The organism is Cellvibrio sp. KY-GH-1, assembly GCF_008806975.1.
GTDB lineage: Bacteria > Pseudomonadota > Gammaproteobacteria > Pseudomonadales > Cellvibrionaceae > Cellvibrio.
The window spans coordinates 1,617,301-1,637,503 of the sequence record NZ_CP031728.1 but is presented as its reverse complement, the minus strand read 5'-3'; the positions used below and the strand labels follow the sequence as shown (position 1 = coordinate 1,637,503).

The following is a 20,203-nucleotide window of genomic DNA, read 5'->3' as shown; positions in this document are numbered from 1 at the left end:
AATCGTTGTTAGATCAATCACTTATTCTTATTTCGATGGTCTTCTCCCCCAGCTTTTCGTTGAGCCGAATGGGCGTTTCTGTTACTCTGGCGCCCCGTCCTGAACGATAAATCCCTTGGCTCGCACTGCCGGGCACTGAAACAGGCATTTATCTCCAATCCGCTCCGCATTTTCACAGTTAATCAGGTTTTACATGACGCGCTATATATTTGTAACCGGTGGTGTTGTTTCTTCATTGGGCAAAGGCATCGCCTCGGCTTCATTGGCTGCCATTCTTGAAGCTCGTGGTCTTAAAGTGACCATTATGAAGCTGGACCCGTACATCAATGTCGATCCGGGTACCATGAGCCCGTTCCAGCATGGGGAAGTGTTTGTTACCGAGGACGGTGCTGAAACTGACCTGGATTTGGGCCATTACGAGCGCTTTATCCGCACCAAGATGACTCGGCGCAATAACTTCACTACCGGCCGTGTTTATGAAACCGTGCTGCGCAAAGAGCGACGTGGTGATTACCTTGGCGGAACTGTGCAGGTGATTCCGCATATCACCGACGAAATTAAACGTCGTATTCTCGAAGGTGGTCGCGACGTGGACGTTGCGCTGGTGGAAATTGGTGGTACGGTAGGCGATATCGAATCTCAACCCTTCCTGGAAGCTGTACGCCAATTAAAAGTAGAAATGGGATCTCGCGCGTTGCTGATGCACCTGACCCTCGTCCCATATATTGCGACTGCGGGTGAGACTAAAACCAAGCCCACCCAGCACTCGGTTAAAGAGCTGCGCTCTATCGGTTTGCAGCCTGACATTTTGTTGTGCCGCTCGGAAAAAATGGTTGATGAGGACTCACGACGCAAGATTGCCCTGTTCACCAACGTAGCTGAGCGCGCCGTAGTGCCGCTACCGGATGCGGATACTATTTATTCCATTCCTCGTTTACTACAAAGTTTTGGTCTTGATCAGATTGTTGTCGAGCTTTTGGGCTTGCAATGTCGTGAGGCTGATTTGAGCGAGTGGGACAAAGTTGTTGATGGCAAACTGAACCCGGTGAATTCAGTCACTATTTCCATGGTTGGTAAATACATGGAATTATTGGATGCGTACAAATCACTGATTGAGGCGCTGACGCACGCTGGTATTCACACCAGTACCAAGGTAAATATCAATTACATCGACGCTGAGCGCGTAGAGCAAGAAGGTGTAGGTATTCTGAAGGATGCTGACGCTATCCTTGTTCCCGGTGGATTCGGTGAGCGCGGTGTAGAAGGCAAATTGATGGCGGTGCAATATGCTCGCGAAAACAAAGTTCCTTATTTGGGGATTTGTTTGGGTATGCAATCCGTTGTGATTGAATTTGCACGCAACGTGCTCGGTTTGAAAGGTGCTAACTCAACGGAGTTTGATCGTAATTCTCCACATCCCGTTATCGGTTTAATTACCGAGTGGATTACGTCTGATGGTGAAGTTGAAAAGCGAGATGAGTCGTCAGACCTGGGCGGGACTATGCGCTTGGGTGCGCAGGAGTGTCGTTTGGTCCCGGGTTCCAATGCCCGCAATGTTTACGGCGCGGATGTCATCGTTGAACGCCATCGTCATCGCTATGAAGTAAACAACAATTATGTTGATCAGCTTCAAAAGGCGGGTCTGAAAATTGGCGGTTGGTCCGCGGACGATACCTTGGTGGAAATGGTGGAAATACCTGATCACCCCTGGTTTGTTGCCTGCCAGTTCCATCCGGAGTTTACGTCTACTCCGCGCGATGGTCACAGACTCTTTACTGCGTTTGTAACAGCGGCATTAGCAAACAAAAAATAATTCTAACGGGGCGCAATTTATTGCGCCCCGAACTTTTTTGTAAATGAAAATCTGATCAAAAAAGGAACTCGTGTGTCACTACAAGTTGTAAGTATTGGTAAGGTTCAAGTTGGTAATTCATTGCCTTTTGTATTGTTTGGCGGCATGAACGTACTTGAATCGCGCGATATGGCAATGCAGGTTGCGGAAGCCTATGTAAAAGTTACTCAAAAATTGGGTATCCCCTACGTTTTTAAAGCCTCGTTTGATAAAGCCAACCGCTCGTCTATTCATTCTTATCGTGGTCCCGGAATGGATGAGGGGTTAAAGATTTTTCAGGAAATTAAACAAACCTTTGACATTCCTGTCATTACCGACGTGCATGAAATCCATCACTGCCAAGCAGTGGCGGATGTTTGCGACGTAATTCAGTTGCCGGCATTTCTCGCGCGTCAAACGGATCTGGTTGTTGCTATGGCTAAAACCAATGCCGTGATCAATATTAAAAAACCGCAATTTCTCAGCCCGGGTCAGATGAAAAACATCGTAGAAAAGTTTGCCGAGTGCGGGAATGAAAAAATTATTCTGTGCGATCGTGGCACTAACTTTGGTTATGACAACTTGGTAGTAGACATGCTTGGATTCCGGACTATGCGCGAAGTGAGTGGCGATGCTCCTGTTATTTTCGATGTAACTCATTCATTGCAATGTCGAGATCCAATGGGGGCTGCATCTAGCGGTCGCCGACATCAAGTTGCAGAGCTTGCCCGCGCAGGTATGGCCGTGGGCTTGGCTGGATTGTTTTTGGAGGCGCACCCTGATCCGAATAAAGCAAAATGCGATGGTCCTAGTGCGTTACCCCTCAATAAGCTAGAACCTTTTTTGTATCAGATGAAAGCCATCGATGAGTTAGTGAAAAACTTTCCGCACTTGGATATTCAGTAGATTTTGAACATGTACGAATCCTTGTGAATTAACTGATTTTTGTAGAAACACACTCTGGAGAAAAAACGAATGACTAAGATTGTTGACATCAAAGCTTTTGAAATCCTGGATAGCCGCGGCAATCCAACTGTATTGGCTGAAGTTATTCTGGAAGACGGTTCAGTAGGTTCTGCAGCTGCTCCTTCCGGTGCGTCTACCGGTTCACGCGAAGCTCTGGAATTGCGCGATGGCGACAAGTCACGTTACTTGGGTAAAGGCGTATTGAAAGCGGTTAACAACATTAACACCACCATCAAAAACCTGGTTGTTGGTTTGGATGCTTTGGATCAACGTGCTGTTGACAACGTTATGATCAAAGCTGACGGTACCGATTTCAAAACTGTGTTGGGTGCTAACGCCATCCTCGCGGTTTCTTTGGCCAACGCTAAAGCCGCTGCTATTTCCAAAAAAGTGCCTCTGTATGCACACATTGCTGACATTAACGGTACTCCAGGCAAATACTCTATGCCAGTGCCGATGATGAATATCATCAACGGTGGTGAGCATGCGGATAACAACGTCGACATTCAAGAATTTATGGTCCAGCCAGTAGGTGCTAAAACTTTTGCCGAAGCTCTGCGTGTGGGCGCTGAAATTTTCCACAGCCTGAAAAAAATCCTGCACGACAAAGGCCTGAACACTGCTGTAGGTGACGAAGGTGGTTTCGCTCCAAACTTGCCATCGAACGAAGACGCGCTGAAAGTTATCGCTGAAGCTGTTGAGAAAGCTGGCTACAAACTGGGCGAGAACGTAACTCTGGCGCTGGACTGTGCTTCTACCGAATTCTACAAAGATGGCAAATACGATCTGGCTGGAGAAGGCCGCGTATTCACCACTAATGAATTCTCTGATTATTTGGCTGATCTGGCCGCTAAATACCCAATCATCTCTATCGAAGATGGTAAAGATGAAAGCGATTGGGCTGGCTGGGCTGACCTGACGCAAAAAATCGGTCACAAAATCCAATTGGTGGGTGACGACCTGTTCGTAACTAACACCAAGATTTTGAAAGAAGGTATAGAGAAGAAAATTGCTAACTCTATCTTGATCAAGTTCAACCAAATCGGTTCTCTGTCTGAAACTCTTGATGCGATCAAAATGGCGCAAGATGCTGGTTACACAGCGGTGATTTCTCACCGTTCAGGCGAAACCGAAGATACTACTATTGCTGACTTGGCGGTTGCAACTGCTGCTGGTCAGATCAAGACTGGTTCTCTGTGCCGTTCAGACCGCGTATCCAAGTACAATCGTCTGCTGCGTATCGAAGCTGAATTGGGTGCTGCCGCACCTTACAAAGGCCGCGCTGAATTTAAAGCGTAATTGCAGCGACAACAAAGGCCGATTAATCGGCCTTTGTTGTTTTGATTTATGTTGTGTTAGTTGCTGTTGGTTTTTGTCTTTCATTTAAACTTTGTCGCTATTTTTGGTTTTATTCTCCGTCAAAATAAAAAGTCCGCATTGATGTAACACTATGAAATGGTTGCTGGGTGTTTTGATTATTTTATTGGCCTACTTGCAATACCGGTTATGGATTGGGGACGGTAGTCTCGCTCATGCCCATAGATTGGAAGGTGATATTCATCTGCAGCAAGCCGAAAATGATCGCATGCGAGAGCGCAATCGCATTCTTGATGTTGAAGTTGAAGAGCTGAAGTCTGGCTTGGATACTATTGAAGAGCGCGCACGCAACGATATTGGTCTCATCAAAAAAGACGAAACCTTTTTTATGTTGCTGGATGAGAAACAGTAAACCTAAAATTCCGGTGGTATAAATCGCCACGCCTATCCGAATCGTCCCATGAACTCTCCAGAACTCTCTAATACTCCTGCTTATTGGGTGATAGTCCCGGCGGCGGGTGTGGGCTCACGCATGGGAGCGGGTTGCCCCAAGCAATACCTACCTTTACTGGATAAAACTGTCCTTGAGCATACGTTGGAGCGCTTGCTTGCAATTGCTCAGGTTAAGAAGGTCTTTATATCTCTTTCAGCTGCCGATGATTTTTGGAATCAGCTTCCTTGTGGTCAAGATGCCAATATTATTCGAGTGGCCGGAGGGAGTGAGCGAGCGAATTCGGTTCTAAATGCGCTGCAAGCGTTGTCCTTGCAAGCGCGTGACAGTGATTGGGTTTTGGTTCACGATGCGGCGCGCCCATGCATTCGGGCGCAAGAAATTATGAAGCTTATCGACAGGGTAGGTGATCACCCAGTTGGTGGCATTTTAGGTGTGCCGGTAAGTGATACCTTAAAACAGGTCTCCAGTCACGTTATCGAGAAAACGATAGACCGCGCGCCGCTTTGGCAAGCGCAGACTCCGCAATTATTTAGAATAGGGTTATTGCGCGATTGTTTGCAGCGCGCATTAGCGGAAGGAAAAATGATCACCGACGAAGCCTCTGCTGTAGAGGCGTATGATTATCATCCTTTAATGGTTCAAGGTCGGAGTGATAATATTAAAATCACTCGCCAAGAAGATCTTGCAATTGCTGCTATGCTAATGCAACAGCAAGTCAATATTGGTTAATACATTTTCGGAAAGTTTTATGTCGATACGTATTGGTAATGGCTACGATGTCCACGCATTCGGTGCGGGCGATAAAATCGTTATAGGTGGCGTAATTATTCCTCATCACCATGGACTGGTCGCGCATTCCGACGGTGATGTTCTTTTACATGCACTTTGCGATGCACTCTTGGGTGCTGCAGCCCTTGGAGATATAGGCAAGCACTTTCCTGATACTGATATGCAATATCGCAATGCGGATAGTCGCTCTTTGTTGCGCATGGTTTATGCGAAAGTGAATCAACAAGGTTGGAAGCTTGTTAATGCGGATATGACAATAGTTGCGCAGGCGCCACGCATGGCGAACTATATTCCACGCATGCAAGAAACCATTGCTGCTGATTTACAATCGAATTTGAATCAAATTAATGTAAAAGCAACAACCACTGAACGTTTGGGTTTTACTGGGCGTGAAGAGGGGATTGCGTGTTACGCCGTTGTATTACTTGAAAGGATATAGTTATCGGATCTGTGCAGGTGGGTGTGTTTTGACTGAGTTTAATCTGGATTTTCCTCGCGCGTACGGCGAGCTCACCGCAACATCAATTTTTCGCGAGCAACCAGAAGATTTTCAGGTAGACGAGGATCTCGGCTTTACGCCTTCTGGTGTTGGCGAACATGTTTTTTTACATATTCTCAAGCGTGGCGAAAATACTGCGTGGGTTGCTGAAAAAATTGCGACCTTGGCTGGGGTGAATGTTAATGATGTTGGTTATTGTGGTCGTAAAGATCGGCATGCTGTAACTACACAGTGGTTTAGCGTTTATTTGCCCAAAGGCACAGAACCTGCCTGGAGTGACATTAGCTCTGATTCGATTAAGTTAATTTCCTTTGCTCGCCATCAACAAAAATTGCGCCGCGGTGATCATCAGCAAAATCATTTTGTCATTTGCTTGCGTGATGTAAACACGGATAATCGCGAGCTTCTTGAACAAAAAATTAAAAATGTGTTTTCTCTGGGGGTACCTAATTATTACGGTGAACAGCGCTTCGGTCGTAATGGAAATAATTTGCATGAGGCGCAGGCGATTTTGGTGGACGGGAAACGTTATCGTGATAAGCAGAAACGTGGTCTGATGTTGTCTGCAGCGCGGTCTTTTTTATTCAATCAGGTTTTGGCGGCGCGAGTAACTGAAGGTAATTGGATGCAATGCCTTGATGGCGAGATTGAGCAATTCCCGTCAGGGCCTCTATGGGGGCGGGGGCGCTCATTGGTAACGAATGAGTTGGCAGCGTTCGAACAGCGAATATTGGAGCCTTGGCAAACGTGGTGCAACGGTATGGAACACGCAGGTCTATCGCAGGAGCGTCGCAGGTTGCAATTGATTCCGCGCAATGGAAGTTTTTTTTGGAAAGAAAATTGTTTGTACTTGAGTTTCTCGTTGGATGCCGGGGAGTTTGCAACCTCAGTTCTGCATGAAATATCGGCGTTGAAGGTAACAACTACTACATCGCCCGAGTAAGTTTTCAGCTACTCAGCCTGTGCTATAGTGTCGGTTTTAATTTTTGCTACGCATAATCTCGAAAAGGGGGCTGGATATGACTAACTTATTGATGCAAGGCGTTGGCATGACATCGCTGCGCACCCGTGAGCGTCTTATCCAGCGTCTGCGAGATCAAGGTGTAACCAACATGAAAGTGTTGGACGTCATGCTGAATACTCCCCGTCATATTTTTCTTGATGAGGCTTTGTCTCATCGCGCCTATGAAGATACTGCGTTGCCAATAGGTCACGGGCAGACCATCTCCCAGCCTTACATAGTTGCGCGTATGACAGAAATCCTATTGGGTGCTGCCGGTAGTAAGTTATCTAAGGTTCTTGAGGTTGGTACTGGCTCTGGTTACCAAACCAGTATCTTGGCTCAATTGGTGCCACAGGTTTACAGTGTCGAGCGTATTAAGCCCCTCCAAGACAAAGCCAGAGACCGTTTTCGTCAGATTGGTTTGCGTAATATTCAGTTGCGTCATGCAGACGGTGGTTTTGGGTGGCCTGAAGCTGGCCCTTATGATGGAATCCTGAGCACTGCGGCACCGCAAGCCATTCCTGATGAGTTATTAAAGCAGTTAGCTCCGGGTGGTGTTTTGGTTATCCCTATTGGTGGAAGAGAGCAACATCTTCATTTGGTTTTGCGCGACGGCGAATCGGAAAACTTCATCACCCAAGTTCTTGAGCCTGTAAAGTTTGTTCCTTTTTTATCAGGAACTTCGCGCTAAATCCTCATCTAAAGTCTAGAATCTTCGCGTAGCGCTAAAAAGGTGCTTGCAAAAGCGAATCTTTTGGACTCAAAAAGGTGCGCAGTTTTTAAACTTTCGCCAGCTTTTACGCCTTTTAAAACTCTTTTTGTGCATTTTTTTATAAAAATATTAGATAATTTTAAAATAAATTTAAAATATTAAGTCTAAAATGGCATAAGAGAGATCAAAAAACACACACAGTAAGTGAAAGATTTTATGCCGGCACCAGCATATTATTGCAAGCTGCAAACACTCAAAGTGTTCGTTATATTGATCGCCTCATTATTGCTCTTTTCCTGCGCTAGCCATCATTCTGCGCCCGTGACAGACCGGTCGCAAAAAGCACTTTGGCGACCTAAAACGCATGTGGTTTCACCAGGCGACACTTTGTTTTCTATTGCGTGGCGTTATGGCCTTAAATATGAGGATCTCGCTAAATTCAACGGGATAAAAGCACCCTACGTAATTCGCCCCTCGCAAGTAATTCGGCTGGATCTGTTCGGCTCTGGTGGTTTAGGTAATGTAAATCGGCCTAATCAATCCTCCGGAACCGCTGATTATTTAGGTAAGAAAGAATCCCCAAAAACAAGTGATCCTAAAGATGTTCGTAAAGAAAATAAAACGAAAGCTCCACGGACTATTGGTAAAAATGCTGTCAATTTGGGTGCACCACAATGGCGCTGGCCGTCGAGGGGCACGATTTTGTCATCATTTCAGGGCAATGATGGCTTCAATAAAGGTATTGATCTTGGGGGGAAATTGGGAGAGCCTGTGCTTGCGGCCGCTGCGGGGCAGGTAGTTTATGCAGGAAGCGGGCTGCGTGGATACGGCAAATTGCTGATTATCAAGCACAATGAAACTTTCCTGAGCGCTTACGCGCACAACGAAAGGTTAAGGGTGAAAGAAGGAGATTTGGTTAAAGTAGGACAAGTAATTGCCGATATGGGTTCGAGCGGTACTGATCGGGTAATGCTTCACTTTGAAATTCGTCGTGACGGTACTCCGGTAGATCCTCTGAAATATCTGCCGCGACGTTAAAAGTGTCACTTTCATGAAGTAAACGGGTTCATGAAACGGTTTCCACATCATTTGGCATCATGATTGGAGAGTACAGCTTGGGCGAGCTGGGTGACTTAAATTAAAAGCCAGCCGGTTAAATAAAAAAATTGATTAAGGGGCTGAAAAATGACTTTACAAAACAGGGATACCACTGCATTTGATCGTGATGACGTATTCATAGTTCCTGATGCGGAATTAGACGATGCAGATCTTCTTTTGGCAGAAGAAGAGGAAATCTCCAAGCCTGCCGTGATAAGTGAACGACTGATTGATGACAAATACAACAAGACACTCGATGCTACCCAAATTTACTTGAACGAAATTGGCTTCTCGCCACTCCTTAGTGCGGAAGAAGAGGTATTCTTTGCCCGTAAAGCGCTGAAGGGTGATGAAGCTGCGCGCAAACGTATGATCGAAAGTAACCTTCGTTTGGTTGTTAAAATTTCCCGCCGTTATGTTAATCGTGGTCTGGCTTTGCTGGATTTAATTGAAGAAGGCAATCTCGGGTTGATTCGCGCAGTAGAAAAATTTGATCCAGAGCGCGGCTTCCGCTTCTCTACTTACGCGACTTGGTGGATTCGTCAAACCATCGAACGTGCAATCATGAATCAAACACGAACTATTCGCCTGCCGATTCATGTGGTAAAAGAATTAAATATTTACTTGCGCGCGGCGCGTGAGCTCTCGCAAAAACTCGACCATGAGCCTACACCTGAAGAAATAGCCAATTTGCTCGAAAAACCGGTGGCTGACGTAGAGCATATGTTGAGCCTGAACGAGCGTGTAACCTCAATTGATGCTCCTATCGGCAACTCTTCTGATCGTGCAATTGTCGATACGATTGCTGATACCCATGTTTCGGACCCCGCCACCTTACTGCAAGATAGCGACTTGACGACTAGCTTGGACCATTGGTTGGATGAGCTGACTGAAAAACAGCGCGAAGTTCTCGCTCGTCGTTTTGGCTTACGTGGATACGAAGTTAGCACCTTGGAAGAAGTCGGGCACGAGATTGGTCTGACTCGTGAGCGCGTGCGTCAAATACAAGTTGAAGCGTTAAAACGTTTACGCGACATTATGGAAAAGCAAGGCTTGGATAGTGCCGCGTTGTTTAGCGCTTAGTCGTTTTTGGCTACCCAATAAAAAAGCGGCGTGAGCCGCATTTTTATTGGGATAAATAAGGTGTTTCTAGCTACAGCAGCAGCGCCATTGCTGCTTCCATTTCCGCGCTCAAATCTTCTGAACCCGCAGCTTGAGTATCTGGATCAAGTCCCAGTCTTGCAAATGCTGTTACAGTGGACAAATCCACTTGCGCCATGGATGACTTGGTACCCGAATAACTTTGCAGCATTGCGACAGTCACGATATCTGCATAGTCCGCTTTCGGAACATGGCGAGCAAAATCCATATGTTGGCTGGGGATATGTGCAATTTCCTCGGGGAAGTTCCAGGTTTTTAAAATTAAATCCCCTAACTGCCCTTGTAATAATTCTATTACCGTGTCGAGTGTGATGCTGTCTTTAAGGAGCGCAGGGTGTTCCTCCGCATAGGTTAATATTGGCAATACTCCGATTTTATGGACTAGCCCGGCGAGAGTGGCCTGATCTGGACGGAGGCGCGTGTAATGCTTGCACAGTACGTGGCTGATACCCGCGATTTCGCTTGAGCGACTCCATACTTCGCGCATGCGCATGTCGATTAGGTCTGAGGTTGCTTGGAACATTTGTTCCATTGCCAAGCCTGTCGCGATATTACAGGTGTACTGGATGCCGAGGCGCATAAGGGCTGTGCGTAAATCTTCGATTGCTCTGCTTGCGCGAAGTAATGGGCTGTTTGCGACACGGATAATTCGAGCACTAAGCGCTGCATCATTGCCAATAACACCCGTTAGTTTGTCGATATCGGCATCTGGATCATCGGCCACTTCGCGTACTTTGAGAGCTACCTCCGGTAGAGTTGGAAGTACGAGTTGGTCCTTCTCTATGGCAGTAATAATCTCCTGGCGAACTTTTTCGGCTATTGCATTCATTGGCTATCCCGTACGGCGCGATGTCACGTTTTATCATTCAGGCTTTTCGTCTGCTGTAGGTATAGCATAGGGTAGTGCCAGTCGTTTTAATTTTTCTTCTTTCCCCGCAAGCGCTAGATCGGCAAGATTTTCGCCGCTAACTGATACAAGAAGTTCTACAGTTTGTGCGTCTCGTCTGGCAGCTGCGACAAGTTGCCCTACGGTCTGTTGGGTGGATTCAATGCAAATTGCGTCTCCGGGTTGGGGTAGGTCACCGGTCGACATTTCAAATCGGTACATATGCCGTTTTAATTTTCCGCGATAATGCAGTCGCGCGACAATTTCCTGACCGGTGTAGCAGCCTTTCCGAAAATTGATCGCATTGACCAGTTGGTAGTTAACATCCTGAGGAGTGAACGTCTCGTAAGTTTCTGGCGTGATGCTGGCTACACCCGATTTAATCTCGAGTAGTGACCAGTCGTTGAGGGTAGCCTGAGTGGCCAGGGGCGATATTTGCTGGATGACGTCATTATAGCTTTCGTTGTTAATCCAACATTCGTACCGATCAGAATCCAGCTGGATTAAAAAATTACCGGACTTTTCTACAAACCCGTCAACCTGTTGGGGTAAATCTGAGAAAAGTCGCGCCGCCAGTAGGCTTGCACCTGGGCCATATAATCCAATTAGTTGAAAATCGCTGCGTTTGTCGAGCAGTTTTGCTTTGGAAAAAACAATATATTTGCCAAGGTTCTGCATAGCTTTTTCTCGCATGCTAACCGGTATGCGTAATGCGATTGTTTCCGGAGTCATTTGCAATGCGCGAAAACTCAGCAAAATTCGCCCTTTGTGGTTGCACTGTGCTCCAATGCGGGATACTGCTTCAAGCTCGCGGATATCGCAGGTGACCTGCCCTTGCAGAAACTTCGCAGCGTCTGGGCCGGATACACATATCAGTTGGGAGTCTGCCAGTGAAACCCAAGAACTTGAGAGGTTTTGATTAATAGATGTGCTAGTCATAACAAGTGGTCACCAAAGCGATAGGCGTGTAGCAGAAAGCGAAAGATTACCGGAATAATGACGCGTTTTTAATAGCGTTAACGGTGCAGGTGGTGCATTTTGGACTTTAGGTGCCCCGGCAAATCGCGGTCAGTGTGGCGTGTTAAGTGAAAATCCTCGATATTATTCCTCGATTCGCTGGCTGCTCGTTTATAATGAGCGCCTTATTTAACGTATCAAGTGAGTCGTCAAGTGGATGTAAATCGTCTGTTCTGGGGTAGTCGTCGCGGTATGTTGGAATTGGATCTGGTTTTGATGCCGTTTCTGGAAAATGTATACCCCACGCTGGATCAAAGTGATAAGGAACGTTATTGGTTATTGCTGGAGGAGCAAGATCAGGATCTGTTTGCCTGGTTTTTGCGTCGCGAAAATCCGGCTAACCCCGAACTACAACGGATTGTGGATATTATTCGTGCAAATACTGGGCTTCAAAAAAAGAGCTGAGTCTCACCCTGTTTCTCCCGACGTAAAACCGTTGCCATCTATGGCGGTGGTTTCCGTTATGCGCTCACCCCACCTGATTTGGTTCTACTCTTTTTCCTATTTTTGTTTTGTTGCCTGTCACTTGGTTGTAATTTTCCCGCGACTTCCCGATCAACTCTGGTTATTGATTGTTATTGCTTTTGGTGTGCCAGGAGTAGGGATTTTGTACCGCCAACAATTAACAAATATGTTTATAGGAAAATTGTGGGTGGAACAGGGGATTTGGCATTTACGTAGCAATAACCTTGCTGGCAACTATGTGCTGGCAGGGGAGATATGTTGCTGGCCGATGATTGTGGTGTTGCCGTTGCGGCACCAGCAGACGGGTGCGCTCACTTATTTGACGCTAGCCAGGAATTCACTATCACCCGCAGATAACGCACGCTTACGCACCTGGCTGCGGGTCTGCTTAAGGCCTAATACTTAGTCGGTCATCTACAGTTCTCTGCTAACAATCACATCCTGGCCGGCGAAGTTGGTGGGTACCAGAATGGTGTCGCGTGCAATCGGCGACTTTTCTGGATAATCCGGCGAGTAATGCAAGCCGCGACTTTCTTTTCGTTCGTGGGCTGAGCGGATGATTAACTCCGCGACAGTGGCCAGATTGCGCAACTCAATCAGGTCACTGCTAATTTTGTAATTGCTGTAGTACTCGGCAATTTCTTTTTGCAGCAATTTAATCCGGTGGGTGGCCCGCTCCAGTCGCTTGTGGGTACGCACAATGCCCACGTAGTCCCACATAAATCGGCGCAGTTCATCCCAGTTGTGCGAAATCACGACATCTTCATCGGAATCACGTACACGAGATGCATCCCAGAGTGGTGATACATCCGGCGTTAATATTTGGGGTAAGTTGCCCAGGATATGTTCGGCGGCAGATTGAGCGTAAACAATGCACTCAAGCAATGAGTTGCTTGCCATTCGGTTCGCACCATGCAGCCCGGTAAACGAAGTTTCGCCAATCGCATAAAGGTTTTGCAGGTCGGTATGGCCGTTGTTGTCAACCACAACACCGCCACAGGTGTAGTGGGCTGCAGGAACTACTGGGATTGGCTCTTTAGTGATATCAATACCAAACTCCAGACAGCGGGCTTTTACGGTAGGGAAGTGGTCGCCAATGAATTCCGGTGATTTGTGGCTAATATCCAGATACACACAATCGCAGCCGAGCCGTTTAATTTCATGGTCAATTGCGCGGGCAACTATATCGCGTGGCGCCAGCTCCTCGCGCTCATCAAAGCGCGGCATAAAGCGCTCACCGCTTGGTAAGCGAAGATAAGCACCCTCGCCACGCAGAGCCTCGGTAATTAGAAAGTTTTTTGCGCGCGGATGGTACAGGCAAGTTGGATGGAATTGGTTGAACTCCATATTGGCAATACGGCAGCCCGCGCGCCATGCCATGGCGATACCGTCACCGCTGGCGCTGTCAGGGTTGCTACTGTAAAGATAAACCTTGCTTGCGCCACCTGTGGCGAGCACTACAACTTTAGCCTGGAAGACATGCACAGTGTCATTCAAGTGATCCAGCACATAAGCACCGGTACAGCGTAGCTTACGTGAACCCGCATCGGCCTGAGAGATCAGGTTGACCGCGACATGGTGTTCATAAATGTCGATGTTGGGTTGTTTTTCTACTTGCTCAATCAGTGTGGAGTGAACTGCTTGCCCAGTTGCATCAGCGCTGTGGATGATACGTCTATGGCTGTGTCCACCTTCTTTGGTTAGATGGTAGTCTCCGTTACTATTTTCCTTGGTGAAATTAACACCTTGGTCGATCAGCCACTGGATTGCTTCTTTGCTGCGCTCTACGGTAAAGCGTACTGCATCTTCATGGCATAGACCCGCGCCAGCAACCAGAGTGTCCGCTACGTGTGCATCTATAGAATCCTGATCATCCAGTACTGCGGCGATTCCTCCTTGGGCAAACCAGGTTGAGCCGAGGTTAATCGCATTTTTACTGAGTACGGCAACCCGGGCGTGTTGCGCTAGACTTAAGGCCAGCGTCAAGCCGGCGGCACCGGAACCTATAACAAGAACATCGTAAGCGTAGTGTTTTTTCATTCGATCCAATCCAGCCGTGCAACCAAGAGAGCGCTTATTCGTGCGGGGGTAGGCGCGCAGTATAACAAGCTCGCCCTTCTTATTACGAAGGAAACCTGCGGGCGGACTAAGCCGGAGAACTTTTTATTCAAGCTTTTGTCTATGAGCCGTGCTGCCTTGATAGGCCAAGTGTGTGACAATGCGTCTGCTGATGATAAGTAAAATTACATCGTGCGTTGAAATTGACACAAGCAAATAAGGCTGAGCAGATTGCCAGCGATAGATTGGCTTCATCGGCAGGTGAAGTACTTGGGGAGTTAGAGAATGACAGCGCAACTAGCGCCTGATGTTGATCAGCAATTGGTCGAGCGAGTTCAAAAAGGCGATAAGCGCGCATTTGATTTGCTAGTAATTAAATACCAGCACAAGGTGTTGGCCGTTATCAGCCGTTTTATCCGCGATCATGCGGAGGCGCAAGATGTTGCTCAGGAAGCGTTCATCAAAGCCTATCGTGCCTTGCCGAACTTTCGTGGAGACAGTGCGTTTTATACCTGGATTTATAGGATTGCTATCAACACGGCGAAAAATCACATAGTTGCACGCAATCGCCGCCCGCCAACCAGTGATGTGGAAATTGAGGATGCTGAGTTTTTTGATGGTAACGAGGGAATGCATGAGCTCAATACCCCTGAGCGTAACGTGCTGTGTGAGGAGCTTGAGGAAACCATTGCCCAGGCATTTCAGGATCTACCCGACGACTTGCGTACTGCAGTCACTTTACGAGAGATGGATGGCTTGAGTTACGAAGAGATTGCTGAAGTGATGGCCTGCCCGGTAGGTACTGTGCGCTCGCGTATCTTCCGTGCGCGCGAGGCAATCGATAAGCGTATTAAGCCTCTGGTTGATGATATTTAAAAACTTGCACAATTTTTGCGAAATTGGTGAACCAATTGTGCGAGTGTTAGTCATAAAGACAGCGAGATAAATTGCCAGATTGATAATGTTGCGTTTTTTTCATTAAACCCTTTACTTAATAATAGTTTTGTCAGAGGCACCAGCGAGAATGACTGAGCAAATCCAACCCCCAGTGCTTGCCGAATCCCTTTCAGCGCTTATGGATAATGAAGCGTCTGAGCTGGAGTTGCAGCGATTGCTTAAAGCGCTGGATGCCGATCCCGAAGTGAAAACTACCTGGTCTCGTTACCAAGTTGCCAGCGCAGGCCTTAAAGGTAAGTTGCCAGTTATGGCCAGCAGTGATTTTGCGGCACGTGTTAGTGCTGCGATAGATTCCGAAGAGACTTATTCTACGGTTACCCCGGCGCAACCCGCTGTTGTGACCGGAAATGTAATTGCTATGCCGATGCGTTGGTGGCAACAAGTTGGGCGCGCTGCCGTAGCAGCGTCAGTAGCGGGCGCATTGATTGTGGGGGTGCAGCAGTATCAAGCAGTGGCTCCACAGTCAGCTGAAATTGCTGCTAATACCCCTGCATCAACGCCGCTTGTTGCAGCGGAAACCAAGGGTGCCAATTTGCCATCTGGTATTAATGCTCCTGCATTGTCGGCGCGTACTGTTGCTGTTCAAAGCGGTTACGAATCTCGCCCACAAGAAAATCGCCGAGTAATGTTTGTTCCTCGTCAGGAAGCGGCGCCTGTGTATAACGAAGATATTTCTACCTATGTTAATCAGTTGATTCAGGAGCATACCGACAATGCTTCCACGAATGCGGGGCAGGGAATGTTGCCTTATACCCGTGTAATACTGATTGAAGAAGAGTAAGTTTTTCCGTCCTTTCTCACATCCGACTTGTTGGAGTCCTTGAGGGGCAGCTATGCTGTCCCTCAACTATCCGCCAGATTGAGTCCAGAATGCCAACCTCCCTCTCTTTGATTTCACGGTGTTTTCAAACACCAACGTTATTGTTAGTTACATTGCTGTGGTCCCTGCCGAGTCTTGCTCAAGACGGCTCCACACCGAGTCCGGTTCAGCAGGATTCAGCTGTCGCAACTGATGAGGTTCACGGCCTTTTACAAAAAATGGCTAGCGTTCCCCAAACCTTGAATTACCAAGGTTCTTTTACTTATCAACATAAAGATAACCCCGCATTGCAAAGTTTTAGAGTCTTGCACTGGGTAGAAGATGGTGTGGAGCATGAGCGTTTACAACATTTGAATGGCCCTGCGCGTGAATTTGTGCGTGAAGGTAAAGCATTGGGGTGTGATACTTTGGGTACCCGCTTGTTACAGGGAAAGATTAGCCAATTTGGCGCTAACCTTGCGCGACTTGATCAGTTATACAAATTTGAAATTCGTGGCCCCGAACGGGTGGCTGGGCGCGACGCGACTGCGTTGTTGGCGCTGCCTCTGGACCAGTTTCGCCACAGTGCATTGTTATCTATCGATAACGAAACCGGGTTGGTGTTGAAGTCCTGGTTAGTAGATGAATCTGCACGGCCATTGGAGCGCTATCAGTTTATTGATTTGGATCTGAGTCCGGATATGGCGACGATGAAGCAGCCGATAGCAAAGGTTCATCGTGATACCAAAGTGGTAGCCGAGTGTAATCCAGAAACACTCAAACAACCGCAGCAGTGGCAGTTGGGTTGGTTGCCGCCCGGCTTTGTATTTGTTGACCAGCGGCAAGTGCGCCAAAAAATTGATATGTTGATGTATACCGATGGTTTGACAACCTTTTCGGTATTTATTGAGCAAGCGGATGGGGCAATTCCCGAGGGTGTTGCCCAACGTGGAGCTACCTTGGCGGTAATGGACGGTTTGAATTACCAGGGCAAAAGTTATCGGGTTACGGTGGTCGGTGAAATACCCGTCGTCACCGCCCAAAAAATTGCGCAGAATATAGGGGGGATTTGATCCTCCCTTTTTTATTGCGGAGCACATCATGATTATCGAAACCGGCCGAATTGTTTCCGTTGAAGCGGACGGCGTATGGGTTGAAACCATCCAGAAGGCCGCCTGTGGCTCGTGCAAGGCCGAGAAAGGCTGTGGCCAGCGTTTGCTTAATAAGTGGGATGGTCATACGTCCTACATCTGGGTTTTATTGGAAGGACGCAATCCGGCGAATTATCAACAGGGTGATGAAATCGAAATAGGTGTGCCGGAAGAAGTAATTGCCAGGGGGGCGTTGCTGGTTTACATGGCGCCAATCACTATGTTAGTGGTAGCCACTGCTATTGCACATGTGCAGTTTGCCAGCGAAGGCATCACTACCCTGAGTGGTTTGGCAGGGTTGCTTATAGGCGCATTGTTAGTGCGTTGGCATTCCTGGCGTAATCGTTATAACCCTGACTTGCAACCGGTATTGATTGACGATAGAAAGCCTTTGCACTTTTATCGACCTGCAGAACAGCACTAGCATGCTGCGCATTAATGCTCACCTCGCGATTCCCTTGCGCGAAATTGAATTGACTGCCATGCGCGCCCAAGGCGCGGGTGGGCAGAATGTCAACAAGGTGTCTAGTGCGATACATTTGCGTTTTGATATCCCCAATTCGTCGTTAAATGATTTTTGTAAAACCCGTTTATTGGCGCTGGGTGATAACCGTATTTCCAATGAAGGTGTGCTGATTATCAAGGCTCAACGCTTTCGCACTCAGGAACAAAATCGCGAAGATGCGTTAATGCGCCTGCAAGAGATTGTGCTCGGTGCGATCAAAGTAGAAAAAGCTCGCCGTGCAACCAAGCCAACGTTTTCCTCCAAGCAACGGCGTATGGACGGAAAAAGTCAGCGCGGTGCGATCAAAGCGGCACGGCAAAAAGTTTCTTTCGATTAAATCCTTTTAAAACTGCTGATTCCGGGGTTTTATATTGCAATCGTTATTTGGCAAACAAACGATTCTCCGAATTCTCTACCTCAATGGTTTCCTGCCAAAGCTGTTGCTGTAACATGCGAATATCTTCACCGCCACCTTGCAGCAACCAGTTAACCAATGCTTTGGCGACATCAGGATAATCGCGCGCTTTCGTAGGTGCTTTTAATGGCAACCATTTCCCCAGTGTTTCCACATCAAAATGCTTGGCAACTTGTCCGTAACCTAATTTTTCCAGCGCGAGTGCGTTGGATTTTTGCTCCATTTGACCGGCGACAGGTTGCACTAATATTTTTTTGCCCAAGTGAATGGCTTCACTGGGTAACTCAAAACCGGCGCTGCAAATAACCCCTTCACAACGATGCAAGTCTGCTTGAAAGCCTTCACGCGAAAAAGGGCGCACATGAATATGTCCCTCGTCATAAGCAGCCGGAACAGGTTGGTAAACGAAGAAGTCATATTCAGGAAATTCGCGTAATTGCGGCACTATGTCATCCACCCCGGCAAAGGGAAGATAAACAAGATAGTGTTTGGGGGTGGAGTAATTCAGGTGGTTAGCCTGCTCAACCATTGGCGGCAATATGGGCTGGTTGAAGTGATGCCAATGCAAGCCAATGGGCATGGTTACCGGAGCAAAATTATGCATAAACCAGTTAGTGAATATGTTGCTGTCAGCTTTGGGGATATCGTAAAAAAAGGCATTTTGATGGGAAATGCCAATCACTTTTTTGCCTGCACGTTTAGCGGCCCAAGCTGAGACTGGTTCAAAGTCATTAATTATAAAATCATACCCTTCAACATTAACGTCACGTGTGTCCCGGTAAAGCTGGGTAAGGTTTGAGTTGAGCGCGGTTTTTAAAAAAAGTACTTTTCCACTTTGTGTTGCAAAGGTAAGTCCACGGTAGGATTGAAAATTTCCAAAGGCTTCCATATCAAAAAACTTGTCGCGCTCGCGGCCGGAAAATACCCAATCAACCTGTGCGCCAGCGTTAGCAAGTGCTTTGGCCATAATACGCGCGCGTGTTGTATGGCCGTTGCCCGTCCCCTGAACTCCGTACAATATTTTCATGCAATCAGCTCTGTAATAAAAATAAGTGGAAATAGTTGTTGTTAAATGTTGATTAATGACTGCAGGTAAATTCCCCAAAAAGCACAGGCACTTCCCAACAGGGCGCCAGCAACCAAATCGGTGGGGTAGTGCACGCCTAATAAAACCCGGCTGGCACCAACTGCGCTGGCCCAAATAAAGGCGGGTATTGCAAATAGCGGATAGAAATTCAAAATCAGACAAGCAAACAAGAAGGCTGCCGCCGTATGACCCGAAGGAAAGCTGAATTGATCGGAAGGAGTAATCCACGCTTGGTAGCTGGTAATTTTTACCGCAGGGCGATCGCGCTTAATCAGGTTTTTCAGTAACAGGTAGAGGCTTACATCAAATAAGTACGCAAGAATGCCCACCCAAAAAAATGTTTCCCCTGCGACGGGTTCTAACAAAAGCAGGGCTAGCGCAATCAAGAAATAAACGGGGCCATCGCCGGTATGTGAAATAAATCTGACGGAACGACGATACTGAAAACCTTTTGTCACATGCACCCACAAGAATGCAAGTGTGTCCAAATGGTGGACGCGCTGTAAAAATGTGTTCATGATTCACCGCCATTAAGTTAGGTTGCACAGGAATCCGGGCGAGTGGGAAAACAACATCGCTCGATCTTTTTTAACATTGGTATGTGACTATTCTGTGAACACTCAATGAATCTGAAATGACAACAGTTGGAGAAGGCGAATGGGTAAACCAGGTAAAACCGGTATTGCGCGGGTGATAGATGCGTTTGGTTATTCGATGAAGGGGTTCGCGGCAAGCTGGAAATATGAAGCTGCTTTTCGACAGGAAGTTGGTTTAGCAGTAATTCTGATTCCAACCGCCTTTTGGTTGGCACAAACCCATATTGAACTCATACTTTTAATTAGCAGTGTGTTCTGGGTATTGATGGCTGAGTTAGCCAACTCATCAGTGGAAGCGGTGGTAGATCGCACAGGTTCCGAGCGTCATGAGCTTTCCGGCCGCGCGAAAGATATAGGTTCTGCGCTGGTGTTTGTCAGTTTGACCCTGTTAGTAATTGTATGGTCAATCGTGGCATTTAATCGTTTTTGGTAAATTT

General features: G+C 47.3%; 23 protein-coding genes. 18 read left to right on the top strand and 5 right to left on the bottom strand.

The annotated features are described in order from the left end of the window. Window positions 1-193 precede the first annotated feature (193 nt). From D0C16_RS06990 to rpoS, 10 genes are all read left to right on the top strand, one after another. Complete coding sequence (locus tag D0C16_RS06990; RefSeq protein ID WP_151031646.1) at window positions 194-1,813, top strand: CTP synthase; 1,620 nt, start codon at window positions 194-196, stop codon at window positions 1,811-1,813. A 72-nt stretch (window positions 1,814-1,885) separates the two neighbouring features. After that, window positions 1,886-2,737: a 3-deoxy-8-phosphooctulonate synthase gene (gene kdsA, locus D0C16_RS06985; protein ID WP_151031645.1), complete on the top strand. Its 852-nt coding sequence runs from the start codon at window positions 1,886-1,888 to the stop codon at window positions 2,735-2,737. 69 nt (window positions 2,738-2,806) lie between these two features. Further along, window positions 2,807-4,096, top strand: coding sequence for a phosphopyruvate hydratase (eno, locus tag D0C16_RS06980; protein WP_151031644.1), 1,290 nt, complete (start codon window positions 2,807-2,809; stop codon window positions 4,094-4,096). 151 nt (window positions 4,097-4,247) lie between these two features. Continuing rightward, window positions 4,248-4,526 (top strand): septum formation initiator family protein, encoded by a 279-nt coding sequence (locus tag D0C16_RS06975; protein ID WP_151031643.1) that lies wholly within the window; start codon window positions 4,248-4,250, stop codon window positions 4,524-4,526. 48 nt (window positions 4,527-4,574) lie between these two features. Then, window positions 4,575-5,297 carry a 2-C-methyl-D-erythritol 4-phosphate cytidylyltransferase gene (gene ispD / locus D0C16_RS06970; RefSeq protein WP_151031642.1) on the top strand — a complete coding sequence of 241 codons (723 nt, stop codon included), beginning with the start codon at window positions 4,575-4,577 and terminating at the stop codon, window positions 5,295-5,297. Between the two features lie 19 nt (window positions 5,298-5,316). After that, complete coding sequence (ispF, locus tag D0C16_RS06965; RefSeq protein ID WP_151031641.1) at window positions 5,317-5,796, top strand: 2-C-methyl-D-erythritol 2,4-cyclodiphosphate synthase; 480 nt, start codon at window positions 5,317-5,319, stop codon at window positions 5,794-5,796. Window positions 5,797-5,824: 28 nt separating this feature from the next. Beyond that, on the top strand, window positions 5,825-6,799 hold the full coding sequence (truD, locus tag D0C16_RS06960) for a tRNA pseudouridine(13) synthase TruD (RefSeq protein ID WP_151031640.1): 975 nt from the start codon (window positions 5,825-5,827) through the stop codon (window positions 6,797-6,799). A 76-nt stretch (window positions 6,800-6,875) separates the two neighbouring features. After that, window positions 6,876-7,550 carry a protein-L-isoaspartate(D-aspartate) O-methyltransferase gene (locus tag D0C16_RS06955; protein ID WP_151031639.1) on the top strand — a complete coding sequence of 225 codons (675 nt, stop codon included), beginning with the start codon at window positions 6,876-6,878 and terminating at the stop codon, window positions 7,548-7,550. Window positions 7,551-7,787: 237 nt separating this feature from the next. Continuing rightward, window positions 7,788-8,609 carry a peptidoglycan DD-metalloendopeptidase family protein gene (locus D0C16_RS06950; RefSeq protein WP_151031638.1) on the top strand — a complete coding sequence of 274 codons (822 nt, stop codon included), beginning with the start codon at window positions 7,788-7,790 and terminating at the stop codon, window positions 8,607-8,609. A gap of 147 nt (window positions 8,610-8,756) precedes the next feature. Then, window positions 8,757-9,752, top strand: a complete 996-nt coding sequence (gene rpoS, locus D0C16_RS06945) for an RNA polymerase sigma factor RpoS (RefSeq protein WP_151031637.1) — start codon at window positions 8,757-8,759, stop codon at window positions 9,750-9,752. A gap of 70 nt (window positions 9,753-9,822) precedes the next feature. Here the strand turns inward: rpoS and D0C16_RS06940 are convergent, their stop codons facing one another. Next, window positions 9,823-10,659 carry an HDOD domain-containing protein gene (locus D0C16_RS06940; RefSeq protein ID WP_151031636.1) on the bottom strand — a complete coding sequence of 279 codons (837 nt, stop codon included), beginning with the start codon at window positions 10,657-10,659 and terminating at the stop codon, window positions 9,823-9,825. A gap of 33 nt (window positions 10,660-10,692) precedes the next feature. Then, the gene (locus tag D0C16_RS06935; RefSeq protein WP_151031635.1) at window positions 10,693-11,655 is read right to left on the bottom strand and encodes a folate-binding protein YgfZ; all 963 of its coding nucleotides are present in this window, start codon (window positions 11,653-11,655) and stop codon (window positions 10,693-10,695) included. 231 nt (window positions 11,656-11,886) lie between these two features. On the opposite strand from D0C16_RS06935, the gene D0C16_RS06930 reads away from it, so the two are divergent. Together D0C16_RS06930 and D0C16_RS06925 are read left to right on the top strand one after the other, a co-directional pair. Further along, window positions 11,887-12,138, top strand: coding sequence for a succinate dehydrogenase assembly factor 2 (locus D0C16_RS06930; protein WP_151034838.1), 252 nt, complete (start codon window positions 11,887-11,889; stop codon window positions 12,136-12,138). Then, window positions 12,107-12,604: a hypothetical protein gene (locus tag D0C16_RS06925; RefSeq protein WP_151031634.1), complete on the top strand. Its 498-nt coding sequence runs from the start codon at window positions 12,107-12,109 to the stop codon at window positions 12,602-12,604. Before D0C16_RS06930 ends, D0C16_RS06925 begins: the two co-directional genes overlap by 32 nt. A gap of 8 nt (window positions 12,605-12,612) precedes the next feature. Here D0C16_RS06925 and nadB read toward each other — a convergent pair whose 3' ends face one another. Next, a complete protein-coding gene (gene nadB, locus D0C16_RS06920; RefSeq protein WP_151031633.1) occupies window positions 12,613-14,238 on the bottom strand; it encodes an L-aspartate oxidase in 1,626 nt (541 codons plus the stop codon). Between the two features lie 303 nt (window positions 14,239-14,541). Between nadB and rpoE the strand changes: the two genes are divergently transcribed. The 5 genes from rpoE to arfB all read left to right on the top strand — a co-directional run bounded on the left by rpoE (window position 14,542) and on the right by arfB (window position 18,005). Further along, window positions 14,542-15,132 (top strand): RNA polymerase sigma factor RpoE, encoded by a 591-nt coding sequence (rpoE, locus tag D0C16_RS06915; RefSeq protein WP_151031632.1) that lies wholly within the window; start codon window positions 14,542-14,544, stop codon window positions 15,130-15,132. Between the two features lie 148 nt (window positions 15,133-15,280). Continuing rightward, on the top strand, window positions 15,281-15,994 hold the full coding sequence (locus D0C16_RS06910; RefSeq protein WP_151031631.1) for a sigma-E factor negative regulatory protein: 714 nt from the start codon (window positions 15,281-15,283) through the stop codon (window positions 15,992-15,994). Between the two features lie 89 nt (window positions 15,995-16,083). Further along, on the top strand, window positions 16,084-17,085 hold the full coding sequence (locus D0C16_RS06905; protein ID WP_151031630.1) for a MucB/RseB C-terminal domain-containing protein: 1,002 nt from the start codon (window positions 16,084-16,086) through the stop codon (window positions 17,083-17,085). A 28-nt stretch (window positions 17,086-17,113) separates the two neighbouring features. Then, complete coding sequence (locus D0C16_RS06900) at window positions 17,114-17,587, top strand: SoxR reducing system RseC family protein (protein WP_151031629.1); 474 nt, start codon at window positions 17,114-17,116, stop codon at window positions 17,585-17,587. Window position 17,588: 1 nt separating this feature from the next. Next, window positions 17,589-18,005, top strand: a complete 417-nt coding sequence (arfB, locus tag D0C16_RS06895) for an alternative ribosome rescue aminoacyl-tRNA hydrolase ArfB (RefSeq protein WP_151031628.1) — start codon at window positions 17,589-17,591, stop codon at window positions 18,003-18,005. Window positions 18,006-18,048: 43 nt separating this feature from the next. Here arfB and D0C16_RS06890 read toward each other — a convergent pair whose 3' ends face one another. Together D0C16_RS06890 and D0C16_RS06885 are read right to left on the bottom strand one after the other, a co-directional pair. Beyond that, the gene (locus D0C16_RS06890) at window positions 18,049-19,110 is read right to left on the bottom strand and encodes an MJ1255/VC2487 family glycosyltransferase (RefSeq protein WP_151031627.1); all 1,062 of its coding nucleotides are present in this window, start codon (window positions 19,108-19,110) and stop codon (window positions 18,049-18,051) included. Window positions 19,111-19,151: 41 nt separating this feature from the next. Continuing rightward, complete coding sequence (locus D0C16_RS06885) at window positions 19,152-19,688, bottom strand: phosphatase PAP2 family protein (RefSeq protein ID WP_151031626.1); 537 nt, start codon at window positions 19,686-19,688, stop codon at window positions 19,152-19,154. A 139-nt stretch (window positions 19,689-19,827) separates the two neighbouring features. Here D0C16_RS06885 and D0C16_RS06880 point away from each other — a divergent pair, with 139 nt between their 5' ends. Next, window positions 19,828-20,199 (top strand): diacylglycerol kinase, encoded by a 372-nt coding sequence (locus tag D0C16_RS06880; protein WP_151031625.1) that lies wholly within the window; start codon window positions 19,828-19,830, stop codon window positions 20,197-20,199. Window positions 20,200-20,203 lie beyond the last annotated feature (4 nt).